The following is a 14,659-nucleotide window of genomic DNA, read 5'->3' on the forward strand; positions in this document are numbered from 1 at the left end:
TTTGGGTGAGAAGGGGGAAGAGTACTGCAACCATTTCGCTTCCAATAGTCTGCTGAAATGGTACGCACCAGTAAATAGCTGCTTTTACGCGCCAAAATCAATTTGACACGACTATTTTTTGCTAAATACCTATAGCCCGTATTTCCACCGGCAGCTACTGTATAGCTGGCTTCCCAAACAGCCAACCTTTCAGGCCCTTGGCCCGTGTGCCGCGCACAAAATCCTGGATGCCCACTGCCATACGCGCAGCCATTTCCTGCTGAAACTTGGGGTCAATCAGGCGCCGCTCATCATCAGGATTAGAAACAAAGGCTGTTTCGACTAGGGCATTGGGGTATTCAGTGGGACCATTCAGGCCAAAGTTGAAGCTACCTACGTTGCCGGCCCCGCGCAGACCAGTACGGCGCATCTGCGCATACAGCGCCTCCGACAGCGGCCGAAATACCACGTAGCGGTAGTAGGTGCTGGTGCCCTGCGTGGCGGCGTTGCCCGAGGAGTTGACGTGAATACTCACCAGCAGATTGGGTCGCGCCCGCCGTAGCTGCCGCACCCGGTCACTGATTTCGAGGCTGGCGTCGTCGGTGCGCGTCATCACCACGCGGGCACCACGGCGCTCTAGCTCCCGTTGTAGCTGGCGGGCAATGGCCAGGGTCAGGTCTTTCTCGCGGGCGCCGGTGCTACCCGTAGCGCCCACGTTAGTGCCGCCATGGCCGGCATCCACGGCCACTACCAGCCCGCGCAGTCGTAGCTTGGCCGGCGGGCGGCGCACTTGTATTTCCAACGTATTGCCTTTGTAGCCAATGTGGTACCCCCAGCTTTGCGGATGCTTCAGAAGCAACACCATCCGAAACACATCGGGCGCCACTTGCTCGTAGTGCACGTCGCCGAGGGCTTGCAGGCCTTCGCGTTGGGTTATCCAGTTGGTATTAGAAGTAGCTCCAAAAACATCCACTTCCAGGCGGGCAGGGTTGGTGAGAAGCTGCGAGCGGTAGGGTAGGCGGGCCGTGAGGGGCACCCGTACATAGTCGAGCACCGAGTCGCCGCGCACGTCCCAGGAGCCGGTGAGCGAGGTAGGCACAAAGCCGCCGGGCGGCAGTAGCTGCACCTGGTCCTGCGGTATCCAGGCGGTTTGGGTTTCGGCTAGGCGCACGCGGTAGAGGTTGCCTACCCTGCCCGTGAGGTGCAGCACCACGGCCGAGTCGAGGTAGCCGATTTTGGCTCCGCCCAGTCGATCTTCGCCTAGGCCGTAGTTGAGGTAGGAAAGGTTGGAGGTGGTTTGAGCCAACTGCGGCTCGTTGGGGTTTAATAGCCGCACCCGGTTTTTGCTGCTGGCCGTGGCGCGGGTGCTATCGGTAGCCACCAGCTGAAAGGTGACAGGCCGGTTGGCCAGCGTGTCGCCGGGCTGCACCACGTACGTGGCCTGGTAGGTGCCGCGCTGGTTGGGAAGCTCTGTCAGGCGCTGGCCGCGGTAGAACGTAACGCGGCTGCCTGGCCTACCCTTGAGGCGCACTTGCAGCCGGTCGCCGGGTTGCAGCCATTGGTCAGCAGCGGGTACCAGGGTAGCGCTTTCAATCAGTTGTTGCGCCGGGGCCAGCAAGGGTAGCAACCAAAATAGGAATAGCGCGAAACGTGCAGAAAAGGAATGTAGCATGAGCGGTAAGCAACGGAATTTCAATAGAAAAGCCTCGTCATATGGCGAGGCTTTTAGTAGAGGTAGTTTGAGAGTTATTCCTCGCGTTATGTTGGAATAACCCACCGAACAAGTGTTCAAAATGACAGGCTCAACCTACTGCTTATTACCCACAGCCTTACCTAGATCCTTCACGTCGCGGCCGGTTTCCAGGGCTGTAAATTCAGTCTGCAGCGCCCGGATATGAATTTCGTCGCGGCCTTTTACATCCAAGCGCACGGCCCGCAGCTGTTCGTTCAGACGACGGTAGATGGCCGTGGCGTAGTCCCAGTCGCGCTGCGTCCAGGTGCGACGTTGGGCACGCACTTGCTGCAAAAACTGTTTGTAAGCCGGCTCAATGGTGGTAGCCGTCAGGGCACCTATATCTGTGTAGGTGCCCAGCAGTTGCGTGGTGAAGGTAGCCTCCGCGGCAGGGTCGAGGGGCTGGCGGTTGCGAACCCGCGCCGCAGAGTCGTAGCGGGCGGCGCGGCCAGCGGCGGCATTTATTTTATTACCGGCGCGGTTGGCTATAGTATCCAGCCGGTTCACGCCTTTTTCCAGAGCCGCCTGCCGCTCGCGGGGCGTACTGTCGCAGGCCGTTAGGAGGCTGAGGGGTAGGGCCACCAGGGCCATGGCTTTGCGTAGGGTACGGAGTAGCATCATGAGCGCGTGTACGCAGGTAAGTGGCCCCAAGTTGAGTGCAACAACGGCCGCGTCTGGCACTACTCGCGCAGCTTATCTACAGACAGCAGCACATACACCATTGGCACCAGACAACTGTGCTTTCAGGCCAGACTTCATTCGTTCCAAATTGTGCGGCACGCTCCTGGAAGCTCATCAGAAATTCAGCTGTCTAGTTGGTCGCGCAGGTCGCGTAGTTCTTCCTGCAAGCCGGGCCAGTGCGGGCACAGCACTTCGAGGCGGCGTAATACATGCAATGCACCCCGGTGGTGACCAAGTTGACGCAGAATCATGGCCCAGCCACTCAACGCTCCAAAATGACGTGGCTCACGGCGCAGGGTTTCCTCAATATCGGTGAGGGAAGCGCGGTACTCGCCCCGCATAAAGTAGGCGGTGGCGCGCTTGTTCCAGCCCTCGGCCCACTCGGGGCGGGCGGCAATCAACTCGCTGAAGTAGGCAATGGCCCGGGTATACTCCTCGGCGGCCAACGCCCGTATTCCTGCCTCTAGCTGCTTGTCCAGCTTCTGCTCACCGGTTGTCAGCCACAGCTGCCAGATGCCGTCGCGCAAGGCTTCAATCTCGGCTGGCGCCGTGGCCACGCGCAGCTGCGCAAATAACTCGTCGAGGGAGGTCAAAAGGTAAACTGGTGAGATGGTGAAATAGTGAGTTTGACGTTCAATGACCTTTGTACGGCATGCGCCGCCAGCACGTTAAACTCACCATTTCGCCATCTCACCAGTTCACCACTTAAAACAGCGCGGCGGCTACTTTGCGCACGGCCTCCGATTTGCCCATACTGTAGTAGTGCAGGCAAGGCACGCCGTGAGCCATCAGCTCGCGACTCTGGTTGATGCACCACTCGATGCCGATCTGACGGGCAGCGGCATTATCGGGGGCCAAGTGCACGGCCTCGCTCAGTTCCTCGGGGATGTTGAGGTAAAACGAGCGGGGTAGGGCCGTGAGCTGCCCTTTAGTGGTCAGGGGCTTCAGGCCTGGAATGATGGGCACGGTAATACCCGCCGCCCGGCAACGCTGCTCGAAGTTGAAGAACTGCTCGTTGTCGAAGAACATTTGCGTCACGATGTAATCGGCGCCGCGGTCTACCTTGTGCTTAAGGTAGCGAATGTCGGCGCCCGAGTTGGGCGACTCAAAGTGTTTTTCGGGGTAGCCCGCCGTACCGATGCAGAAGTTGGTGGCCGAGGTTTCATCCTGTTCCTCGTCCAGGTAGCCGCCTTTGTTCAGGTCGGCTACCTGCCCAATCAGGTCGCAGGCGTACGCGTGGCCATCGGGCTCGGGCTTAAACTGGCCTTCACTCTTGATCGGGTCGCCGCGCAGAGCCAGCACCGTGTCGATGCCCAGGAAGTGCAGGTCGATGAGGGCGTTTTCAGTTTCCTCCTTAGTGAAGCCCCCGCATATCAGGTGCGGCACGGTATCCACATCGAACCGGTTTTTGATGGCCGCGCAGATGCCTACTGTACCCGGCCGGCGGCGCACGGTGTGCTTTTCCAGCAAGCCGTTGGTGTGCTTGCGGTACACATACTCCTCGCGGTGATAGGTAACGTCGATAAATGGCGGCTTGAACTCCATCAGCGGCTCGATGTTGGAGAACAGAGTCTGAATATTTTCGCCCTTTTTGGGTGGTAGCACTTCAAAGGAGAAGAGCGTTTTGCCGGTGGCCTTCGCCAGGTGTTCGGTGACTTTCATGGGTAGCGACCCAACGGGCCCAGGGTTGAAACCCTAGACTACGAAGCGGGTAAATGAAGCGAAAGAAATAGGATGACACGCAGAGGCGCTGCGTAGCCCAGAGCTTCAGCCCTGGGACGTTGTGGAATTACAGCGCCGTGACCGGCACGGCGGTCGGGTCGTAGTTCAGGTTGGGGGCCAGCCAGCGTTCCAGGTCGGCTAGTGGCATGGCTTTGCGCTCGGCAATGTCTTCTACCTGGTCTTTGCCAATGCGGCCCAGACCGAAGTAGCGCGAGGCCGGGTGGGCATAGTACAAACCGCTTACCGACGAGGCCGGGTACATAGCCAAGTTTTCGGTGAGGTAAATGCCGGTTTTATTTTCCGCGTCGAGCAGCTCGAACAGCGTAATTTTCTCCGTGTGGTCGGGGCAGCCGGGGTAGCCGGGAGCGGGGCGCACACCACGGTACTGCTCCTTGATGAGGTCTTCGTTCGAGAGCTTTTCGTCGACGGCGTAGCCCCAGAACTCCTCCCGCACGCGCTGGTGTAGGCGCTCAGCAAAGGCCTCGGCCAGGCGGTCGGCCAAGGCTTTGATCATGATGCTGGAGTAGTCGTCGTGGTCTTTCTCGAACTGCTCCAATAGCTTTTCGATACCCAGGCCGGCCGTGACGGCAAAGCCGCCAATGTAATCCTGCCGGCCGGTTTCCAACGGGGCCACAAAGTCGGAGAAGGCCAGGTTGGGAATGCCAGGCCCTTTCTCGCCTTGTTGGCGTAGGGTGAAGAACTCCGTTTGCACCTGCTCCCGCGAGTCGTCCTGGAACACCTGAATGGTGTCGTAGCCGACGGTATTGGCCGGCCAGAAACCAAATACGGCGCGGGCCGTCAGCAGCTTTTCGTCAATGACTTTGCGCAATAACGCCTGCGCATCTTCAAACAGCTTGGTAGCGGCCTCGCCTAGCGTTTCATCTTCCAGAATGCGCGGATAGCGGCCCTTTAGCTCCCAGGTGTGGAAGAAGGGCGTCCAGTCGATATATTCGGCCAGCTCGGCCAAGTCGTAGTCCTCTAGCACCTTCGTTCCCAGGAAGGTAGGCTTGGTAATAGGCGTTTCGTCCCAATCGGCCTTAAAGCCGTTTTCGCGGGCCTGCTCGATGGTGAGGTAGTGCTTCTCGCGCTGACGGCCGGCGTAGTCGTGGCGCAGGGTGTCGTACTCGTCGCGCACGGTGCGGGCGTAGGTTTCCTTAGCCGAGCCCAGCAAGCCTGCCGCTACCCCCACCGAGCGCGAGGCGTCGTTGACGTGCACTACAGGTCCAGTATAGGCAGGCGCAATCTTCACGGCGGCGTGCAGGCGCGAGGTAGTAGCGCCGCCAATGAGCAGCGGCGTTTGCAGGCCGCGGCGTTCCATTTCCTGGGCCACGTACACCATTTCATCCAGACTCGGCGTAATCAGCCCGCTCAGACCGATGATGTCTACCTGGTGGGCGGCGGCTTCGTCCAGAATTTTTTCCAGTGGCACCATCACGCCTAGGTCCACAATGTCGAAGTTGTTGCAAGCCAGCACCACGCCCACAATGTTTTTGCCAATGTCGTGCACGTCGCCTTTCACCGTGGCTAGCAGTATTTTACCAGCGGTTTGCCGGTCGCCGCTTTGCTTGTCGGCCAGCAGGTAGGGCTCCAGGTAAGCCACGGCCTTCTTCATCACCCGAGCCGATTTCACGACCTGCGGCAAGAACATTTTGCCAGCGCCAAACAGGTCGCCTACCACGTTCATACCGGCCATCAAGGGGCCTTCAATCACCTCCAGCGGGCGCCCTACCTGCTGGCGCACTTCCTCGGTGTCTTGGTCGATGAACTCCGTGATGCCGCGCACCAGGGCATGCTGCAGACGCTCCTGCACCGGCAGGCTGCGCCAGGCGTCGACTACTACTTCTGCTTTGTCTTTTTGCTTCACCGTCTCGGCGAATTCCAGCAGGCGCTCGGTAGCATCGGGGCGGCGGTTGAGCAGTACGTCCTCCACCAGTTCTAGCAGGTCTTTAGGCACTTCATCGTACACCGCGAGCTGGTTGGGGTTCACGATGCCCATATCCAGCCCCGCCTGGATAGCATGGTAGAGAAAGGCCGCGTGCATGGCCTCGCGCACCACATCGTTGCCGCGGAAGGAGAAGCTGATGTTGCTGACGCCGCCACTGGTCAGCGCCCCCGGCAGGGTAGCCTTAATCCAACGCACCGCCTCAATAAAGTCGATGGCGTAGTTGCGGTGCTCCTCCATGCCGGTACCCACAATGAGGATGTTGGGGTCGAAAATAATGTCTTCGGCCGGGAAGCCGATGCTCATCAGTAGGTCGTAGCTGCGCTGGCAGATTTCCTTCCGGCGTTCCAGTGTATCGGCCTGGCCCTCCTCATCGAAGGCCATCACCACCACGGCCGCGCCGTATTGGCGCACCGTGTGGGCGTGGACAATAAATACCTCTTCGCCTTCTTTCAGGGAAATGGAGTTGACAATGCTCTTGCCCTGCACGCATTTCAGGCCAGCTTCCAGCACGTTCCACTTCGAGGAGTCAATCATCACCGGCACACGGGCAATGTCGGGCTCGGAGGCAATCAGGTTGAGGAACGTGGTCATGGCCTGCTCCGAGTCGAGCATGCCTTCGTCCATGTTCACGTCGATGACCTGCGCGCCGCCCTCTACCTGCTCGCGGGCCACGGCCAAGGCGGCTTCGTAGTTGCCGGTGCGAATGAGGCGGGCAAATGCGCGCGAGCCGGTCACGTTGCACCGCTCACCCACGTTCACAAATAAGCTCTGCTCGGTGATGCCAAACGGCTCCAAGCCGCTGAGGCGCGTAGCAGCCGGCACCTCGGGTAGGGTACGTGGCTTGTATTTGTCGGCCAATCGGGCCAGCTCGCCGATATGCTGGGGCGTGGTGCCGCAGCAACCGCCTACCACCGTCACGATGCCATCGGCGAGGTAGCTTTCCACCACGCCCGCAAACTCCTCAGCCGACTCATCGTAGCCCCCAAACGCGTTGGGTAGGCCGGCATTGGGGTAAGCGGAAATGTGCACGTCGGCAATGCGGCTCAGCTCTTTGATGTAGACTTTAAGCTGATCGGCGCCCAAGGCGCAGTTAAGGCCCACGCTGAGTAGGGGCAGGTGACGAATGGAGTTCCAAAACGCCTCTACCGTCTGGCCCGAGAGGGTGCGACCCGAGGCGTCGGTGATGGTACCGGAAATCATGACGGGCACCTGGCGGCCACCTTCGTCGAAAAACTTCTGCACGGCGTACAGGGCCGCTTTGGCGTTCAGCGTGTCGAAGATGGTTTCGATGAGCAGGGTATCGGAGCCGCCGTCTACCAGGCCGCGCACTTGCTCGAGGTAGGCGGTGGCCAGCTCGTCAAACGTCACGGCGCGGAAGCCGGGGCGGTTCACATCGGGCGAGAGGGAAGCGGTGCGGTTGGTAGGGCCAATGGCGCCGGCCACGAAGCGCGGCTTGCTGGGGTCTTGGGCCGTAAACTCGTCGGCTACCTCGCGGGCTAGCCGCGCCGATTCGTAGTTTAGCTCATATACCACATGTTCCAACGCATAGTCGGCCTGCGCGATGGTAGTGCCAGAGAAAGTGTTGGTTTCCACCATGTCAGCGCCGGCGGCAAAGTACTCGGCGTGAATACTTCGGATGATGTCGGGGCGCGTGAGCGAGAGCAAGTCGTTGTTGCCGCGCAGCGGGTGCGAGTGGTCAGCAAACCGTTCCCCCCGAAAATCCTCCTCCGTCAGCGTGTAGCGCTGAATCATGGTGCCCATGGCGCCATCTAAAATCAAGAGGCGGCGTTGAAGGATGTCGTAGAGCGGGGAGTCGGGGCAGGTCGTCTTCATGGATTTTCCGTCGGGAAAGCAGCGGGTACGAAAGCTTATCCAGAAAGAGAAAACCGCCGAAGCAGGTTCCTGTACTTATCTTCTTCCGCCCGACAAGCGGAGCGAAATGGGAGTTGGCACCTTGTAATATGTCAGGTTGCCAAGACGTCACAGGGCCCAATCCCTCGGTCTTTCTGGATAAGTAATACGCAAAGATACAGTGCAAAGCTCAGATTACAACCGCCATGGTTTTTCGGCTGGAGCAGTTGCCCAGAGCGAGCTTGGTAGATCGGGAATCTTGCTTGGTGGGCAGGACGCGGCACTCGGTTGAAAAAAACGTCGTGGCTCTTTTATCCGGAGCACTTTGCCGCATCAGCGGCCAGCTCATCCATCGGCTGTTACCCCGCTGATGCTTACAGTTATGACATTTACGAGGGTTTTGTTACTGCTTATCGGCTTCCTGCGCAGCAGCGTTTCGCTTGCACAGGTCGTTATGCCGCCCACTGTCGGCACAGGCTTGCAGGGGCAGTACTACGTTGGCCGGGAGTTTGACAAGCTGGTGCTCACTCGCCTCGATCCGACTATCGATTTCAATTGGAGTTACGGTCCGCCTACCCCCGGTCGGACGTCGGAGCGGTTCGTCTCGCCAGGACCGGGCGTGCCGGGGGAGGTGTTTTCGGCGCGCTGGACGGGCTACCTCTACGCGCCGGTTTCGGGTACCTACACCCTGCATATCACCACCGACGACGGTATGCGCGTGTGGCTGGGTAACCGCTTGCTGCTAGACGGCTGGCACGACCAATGGGTGACCACCTATGCCACCCGCATATGCCTTACGGCCGGCCGCTACTATCCTTTGCGGCTAGAGTACTACCAAGTGCATTTCGACACGCGGGCCCTGCTGGCCTGGCAAACGCCCCCACTCACTGCCCCTTCGGCCTGGGACAAGCTGCTAGCGGCTGTGGGACTGGACGACACCGACCCCGCGCCCATTCCGACCCGCTACCTCTACCCTCCCCGGCCGGCTGCTTCGCCCCGCCCTACCCCGCCAGCGCCGGTAGTCGCCGCTGCGCTTAGTGCGCTACCCTCCGCACCCGTACCCAAAGCGGCACGCGTGATTCCGCCCCGGCTAGCTCAACCCACTATGCGTCGTCGGTCAAGACCGCAGCCCCTGGCGGCGCTACGTCCCCAGACCACTACCACCGATACAGCTACGCCGCCTCCTACCCTACCCACGCTGCGCACCCTCACCAAAGGCGAAACGCTGACGCTGCCTAACCTCTACTTCACCCGCAGCACGGCCGCGCTGCTGCCAACTTCCTACCCTACCTTGAACACGCTGGCCCGCACACTACAGCAGCAACCTGCCCTGCGCCTGACCATCGCCGGCCACACCGACAATGTAGGAGACGCCCAACTCAACCAACGCCTTTCCGAACAGCGCGCCCGCGTGGTGCGCCGCTACCTGGTGCAGCAGGGCATCGACTCACTGCGGCTCGCGGCAGTGGGCTACGGCGGCACCCGCCCCGTAGCCGACAACCACGACCCGCGCCAACGGCCGCGCAACCGGCGGGTAGAGGTGATAGTGGAGTGAGGTCAATCATCAGCGCTTAGCCACGGCGGGCGCCGCTCCAACCTCCACGGCTTTCACATTGTCCATGTAGTGGCGGTCGATGAGCTTGTGGTAGGGGTCGAGGCCGGCTTTGGCGGGTTGCTTATCGACTACCAGCACCAGCTCGGTTTTGGGCTGGGTGAGGTGCACCTTGCGCAGGTACAGAGGTTGGCCGGTAGCGTCGTAGTGCTCAGTATCCGGGAGCTTGTCGGGGCCGAAGATGCCGACGTCGACCCAGTCGTTGAGCTTCACGGGCGTTTCGTTGCCAAGGCTGTCGGCGCGCATTTTGGCGGCTTCCAGGGTGAGGCGCACGGTGTAGCGGCCGTCGGGGCGCTTGGTGTAGGTGGCGTTTTCCACCCGATTCTCGAACAGTGTAATCGTCTCGAACATATCGTGCAGCAGGTACTGGAGCGAGTCGGGTGTGGCGCGGCGCAGGTAGCCCATAAAAGTGGCCGTGTTGGGGTAGGGCTTAGTCTGGTACCGGTTGGCCGTTAGATAGCGACGGATGGCGGCGTTCAGCGTGTCTTCGCCCAGGTAGTCCTGCAGGGCGTAGAACACCATGCCGCCCTTGTAGTAGTGAATGTAGGGCTGATTTTCGACCAGCATCAGCGGTAGCTCTTTCTTACGCTCGTCGCGGCGGCCTTTCAGGTAGCGGTCCAGCTCGCCGCGCATAATGCGCTGCATCTGAGCGCCCGTGAAGGCGTGTTTGCACGTCATCAGAGCTGAATACTCCGCCAACGACTCCGACAACATGCTACTACCCTGCACATTGCCGCCTACCACTTGGTGCCCCCACCACTGATGGCCCAGCTCGTGGTTGGTGATGAAATACACCATATCTGGCCTATTCTTATCACGCAGGTCTTCCACAAAACCGGCGCTTTCGGAGGTGGAAATGGTATTGGGAAACGACTGCGCAAACGCCTTGTAGCGCGGAAACTCCAGCACGCGTACCTGCCGAAATTGGTATGGACCAAACGCCTTGGTGTAGTAGGTGAGGCCCTGCTTGAGGGCGTCGGCCATGTGGGCCACATTGTAGGGGTGCTGCGCGTCGTGGTAGATTTCGATGGCTACCGGGCGGCCGGTGGTGGGGTCATGCCACTGGGCGCGGTGTACCTGGTAGCGGGCCGAGAGGATGTTGAACATATTGGACATGGGCGCATCCATCTGATAATGGAAGTAGCGCCGCCCATTGGCCAGCCACGTTTTTTGGAGGTAGCCGGGGGCCACGGCCGTTTGGTCGGGGTCGGTACTCACGGTGATGTCGAAGCGAGTGTAGTCAGCATCCAGGGTAAAGCCATGTTGCTGACGCCCTACGGCGTCGTTTAGCTTAGCAAAGCGCTCCTTAGGCTTGAGGTGGTTTCGCTCGCGTACGTCGTCGTCTTCCAACTCCAAGCGCGCATCATAGCCCAACGATACGCCGGTGCCATCGAGGAAGGTGCCGTTGGCCGTGAGGCGGTCTTCGGGCGAGATATTGGCCCAGCTGAACACGCCCGTATCCTGCGGGCGGCTGCTGAAACCACGGGCGGCATAGCGCATATCCAAGTGCAGTTGCAGCGAGTCGCCGGGGGCGAGGGGCTGGGCCAGGCGGTAGATGCGGAAGCCATTCTCGGGGTCGTCGAGCAGTACGGTGTTAGGGCGGCTCAGCGTGAGGTTTTTCTGCACGCTGTGGCTGTTGTCGTAGTTCACCAGCAGGGTGTCGAGGGGGCGGGCGGTGCGGTTAAGCAGCGTAAGGGCACCGCGCATGTGGTAGCCGCGGGGCGTGGCCGTGGGGTACAAATCGACCTGCAACTCGGTATTCACAATTTTGGGCTGGGCCACGCGGGCCAGGTGCTTGTACTTGGTTTCCCAACCCGCCCGCCGACCTTCTATCAGCTTGGTCGTCAAGTATTCATTCTGAAGGTTGGTATTCCAGAACACGTAGCCGCCTACCCCCAGCACGGCCGCCACCGCGGCCACTGCGCCCCAACGAGCTGCGGGCACTAGGCGCTGCCCAGCCAGTCGGCTGCGGTGGCGCACGCTGGTTTCGGTGCCGCGCACCCACAGCAGGTTGCACACCACGGCCAGCAGCACGGCCCAAGCCAGGTAGTAGAAATTCACCCAGAACAGCGGCCCCACGAAGTGGCCGTAGCCGTTCATGTCGGAGTAGGTGTAGGGCACGTAGCCGTCGTACTTCAGCATGACGTGGTGCAGGCCCAGGGCATCGGGGGCAATGTAGACGAAGACGTAGAACAAGATCATGAGCGTGTAGCCCACGTATTTGTTGTTGGCCACGGTTTGCACCACCATCGCCAGCACGCACAGTTCCACGATAAAAGCGAGCTGCAACACGAAATCCTGCGCGTACAAAAGCGGCTGCACGTGGTCGTAGCTCTTGTAGAGTTGAATGAGCACGCCCATCGTCACAATGACGCCGTAGAGCACCACCTGCACCAGCACCAGGGCCGCGAGCTTGCTGGCAAACGGCACCCAGTTGGGCATGGGTAGCACATCAAATACCTGATGCAGGCGCAACTCTCGCTCACGCCATACCACCTCGCCAGCATACAGCGTAATGATAATCAGGAAGAACAAATTAAAGTTGTTGTTCAACAGCGCCAGCACATCGTAGGTGACGGGGTAGTTGGCGCCATCGTTCTTCCAGCGGTAGTAGGCCCCAAACAAGATATTGACGACGCCGAACAGCACCAGCGCCAGGAAAGTCCGCGACTTTACCACGTTCAGGAATTGCACCTTCGTCAGTTGCCACCACTGCCACCAACTGGTGCCGGCCCCAAACACCTGCGGCGAACGGCGAATAACCACCTGCTGCAAGGCCGGCACTGGCTCCAGCGCGGTAGGTTTGCCCGAACTGGCCGGAGCACTCATCCGAAACGCCACAAACGACACCGCCAGCAGCGCCAGCCCTATCCCCGACCACAGTAGGCGGTTTTGCAGGAACTCGCCATGCAAGGGCACTAGCAGCGTGTTGCGCTCTGCAATAGTCCAGTACTTGGTTACCACGGCGCGCGTGTCTAGCCCAAACGGGTCGAGCAGGGCGGCTAGGTGCTCGTCTTTGTTTTGGGTGGTGAACAGCCCTGCGATGTTGTAGAGCAAGAACAGCACGATGCCGCCCAGGTATACTACCAACGCGTTGCGCGTGAGAGCATAAGCGGCAAAGAAGATGCAGCCGGCAAAAAAGGCATTCACGAAGGCGCCCCACAGCAGCGGCTGCCAGTAGGCCTCAAACCGGAAGGGACCGTATTTGGTGGGGTCGAGCCAGGGCATCATGGAGCCCAGTATAGCCCCTACCATCAGCCCGCTCATAATCAGCCAGATGATGAATAGGGAAGCCAGGAACTTACCGCTCAGGTAGCTGAATTTTCCCAGCGGCGTGGTGTAGAGCAGAGGTGAAATGCCGCTGTTCACGTCGCGGTACACGGGTGTGCCCACAATGGCCGCCGTGATAAACATGGCCAGCGTAGAGCCGCCCAGCATGAAGTTGGCCAGTGTATCGGGCGCGTTCTTGAAGATTTTGCCCCCGGTGCTCGGCCCAGCAAATGTTTCCTGCACCGACAAAAACACAAACGCAATGGCGAACAAAATACCGAAGTAGATGTAGGTGCTGGGCTGCCGCAGCCGGTAGCGCAGCTCAAAGAGAAGGACGTTGCGGAACATGATTTCTGAAGATTTCAACCATTAAATCCCATCTGTCATCCTGAGCATGTGGTGCATCAAGCCAGTGTCGAAGGACCTTCTCATGACAGGAAAGGCGTTGGCGCATCAATCTTTCATGCGTGAGAAGGTCCTTCGCAAGCTCAGGATGACAGATATATTCTTCTAAGCTCCTACCATCTCCTTCCGCGCCAAGCGGTGGAAATACACATCTTCCAGCGTGGCTTCTACCGGCGTGAACTCGCCGTTGATGGGCGTTTCGCTGAACACTCGCACCACGGGGCTGCCGGCTACCAGCTTGGTGGAAATAACCTCGTGGGTGGCGCGCAGCGTAGGTAGGGAGGCTTTTTCGGTGCGGGTGCGGTAGACTTTGCCCCGGATTTCGCCAATCACGTCGGTGGGGCGGCCGGTGGCGATTACCTCGCCGCTGGCGATGATGGCCATGTTAGAACACAGCTCCGTGACGTCCTCCACGATGTGCGTGCTCAGAATCACAATCACGTTGTCGCTGATTTCGGAGAGCAGGTCCAGGAAGCGGTTGCGCTCGGTGGGGTCGAGGCCGGCCGTGGGCTCATCTACAATGATGAGCTGGGGCGAACCGAGCAGGGCCACCGCAATGCCGAAGCGCTGCTTCATGCCGCCAGAATAGCCGCCCAGATTTTTCTTGCGCGCCGCCCACAGGTTGGTTTGCTGCAGCAGGCTTTCCACGGTTTGTTTGCGCTCTTGCGCGTCGCGGATGCCTTTGAGGCCGGCAAAATAGTCGAGCAGCACGTCGGCCGAGATGCTGGGGTAGAGGCCGAACTCCTGGGGCAGGTAGCCTAGCACCTGGCGCACGGCTTCTTTCTGCGTCAGCACGTCGAGGTTGCCTAGCCGGATACTGCCGCTATCGGGCTCTTGCAGGGTAGCAATAGTGCGCATCAAGGATGACTTGCCAGCCCCGTTTGGACCCAGTAAACCGAACATGCCGCTGGGGATGGTAAGCGAAACGTTGTGCAAGGCCCGCACGCCGTTGGCGTAGGTCTTGGATAGATTGGTAATCTGCAATTCCATAGGCGTTGGCTGTGAGTAAGGAGGGATGGGAAACAGCCAATCAATCTACATATAAATATCTGAAAATAAGAATCTTATAAACATTATGCAATCACTATACAAAAGATACAACAACGACTTTGTAGCGAAAAAAAGACTCCCCGGCAGGTACCGGGGAGCCTGTTGCTAGATAGCTCGTGGGGCTAGTCCTTCTTCACGCAGTTCGGGACGGTTTTGCCCTCTTTCTTCTTGGTGCCTTTCTGCTCGTAGCCTTTCCAGCACGGGTCTTTCTCGTCTTTCGACGCGGATGCTTCTTTCTCAGCCATGACGTTGGGATGTATAGGTGAAGTTCTTACGCTGAAGTAGATATCTATGTAGTACGCGGAGGCATGGCTCAGGTTTGAACAGCTTTTTGTGGGGGTAGGTGAGGCCGATGTCGCGGGGCTGTGCCCCGTGCCGACTATGCGCAGGCCTCTGGCCTGCACCCGTTCGC

At 59.6% G+C, this 14,659-nt stretch carries 9 protein-coding genes and 1 riboswitch; of the genes, 1 reads left to right on the top strand and 8 read right to left on the bottom strand.

Going from position 1 to position 14,659, the window contains the following annotated elements:
- Window positions 1-154 precede the first annotated feature (154 nt).
- The 5 genes from MUN82_RS16630 to metH form a co-directional block, all read right to left on the bottom strand.
- Window positions 155-1,651 (bottom strand): N-acetylmuramoyl-L-alanine amidase, encoded by a 1,497-nt coding sequence (locus tag MUN82_RS16630; RefSeq protein ID WP_245092265.1) that lies wholly within the window; start codon window positions 1,649-1,651, stop codon window positions 155-157.
- A gap of 135 nt (window positions 1,652-1,786) precedes the next feature.
- On the bottom strand, window positions 1,787-2,332 hold the full coding sequence (locus tag MUN82_RS16635; RefSeq protein ID WP_245092267.1) for a hypothetical protein: 546 nt from the start codon (window positions 2,330-2,332) through the stop codon (window positions 1,787-1,789).
- 182 nt (window positions 2,333-2,514) lie between these two features.
- Complete coding sequence (locus tag MUN82_RS16640; RefSeq protein WP_245092269.1) at window positions 2,515-2,985, bottom strand: tetratricopeptide repeat protein; 471 nt, start codon at window positions 2,983-2,985, stop codon at window positions 2,515-2,517.
- Window positions 2,986-3,097: 112 nt separating this feature from the next.
- The gene (gene metF / locus MUN82_RS16645; RefSeq protein WP_245092270.1) at window positions 3,098-4,054 is read right to left on the bottom strand and encodes a methylenetetrahydrofolate reductase [NAD(P)H]; all 957 of its coding nucleotides are present in this window, start codon (window positions 4,052-4,054) and stop codon (window positions 3,098-3,100) included.
- A gap of 127 nt (window positions 4,055-4,181) precedes the next feature.
- A complete protein-coding gene (gene metH, locus MUN82_RS16650) occupies window positions 4,182-7,892 on the bottom strand; it encodes a methionine synthase (RefSeq protein ID WP_245092271.1) in 3,711 nt (1,236 codons plus the stop codon).
- Between the two features lie 72 nt (window positions 7,893-7,964).
- Window positions 7,965-8,076, bottom strand: a riboswitch (SAM riboswitch).
- Between the two features lie 288 nt (window positions 8,077-8,364).
- Here metH and MUN82_RS16655 point away from each other — a divergent pair.
- Window positions 8,365-9,465, top strand: a complete 1,101-nt coding sequence (locus MUN82_RS16655) for a PA14 domain-containing protein (protein WP_245092272.1) — start codon at window positions 8,365-8,367, stop codon at window positions 9,463-9,465.
- A 9-nt stretch (window positions 9,466-9,474) separates the two neighbouring features.
- On the opposite strand, the gene MUN82_RS16660 is transcribed toward MUN82_RS16655, so the two are convergent.
- The 3 genes from MUN82_RS16660 to MUN82_RS22295 all read right to left on the bottom strand — a co-directional run bounded on the left by MUN82_RS16660 (window position 9,475) and on the right by MUN82_RS22295 (window position 14,492).
- Window positions 9,475-13,140, bottom strand: a complete 3,666-nt coding sequence (locus MUN82_RS16660; RefSeq protein WP_245092273.1) for an ABC transporter permease/M1 family aminopeptidase — start codon at window positions 13,138-13,140, stop codon at window positions 9,475-9,477.
- Window positions 13,141-13,302: 162 nt separating this feature from the next.
- Window positions 13,303-14,187 (bottom strand): ABC transporter ATP-binding protein, encoded by an 885-nt coding sequence (locus MUN82_RS16665; protein ID WP_245092274.1) that lies wholly within the window; start codon window positions 14,185-14,187, stop codon window positions 13,303-13,305.
- Window positions 14,188-14,369: 182 nt separating this feature from the next.
- Window positions 14,370-14,492, bottom strand: a complete 123-nt coding sequence (locus MUN82_RS22295) for a hypothetical protein (RefSeq protein WP_262922824.1) — start codon at window positions 14,490-14,492, stop codon at window positions 14,370-14,372.
- Between the last annotated feature and the right edge of the window lie 167 nt (window positions 14,493-14,659).

The organism is Hymenobacter aerilatus (genome assembly GCF_022921095.1).
Taxonomy (GTDB): Bacteria; Bacteroidota; Bacteroidia; order Cytophagales; family Hymenobacteraceae; genus Hymenobacter; species Hymenobacter aerilatus.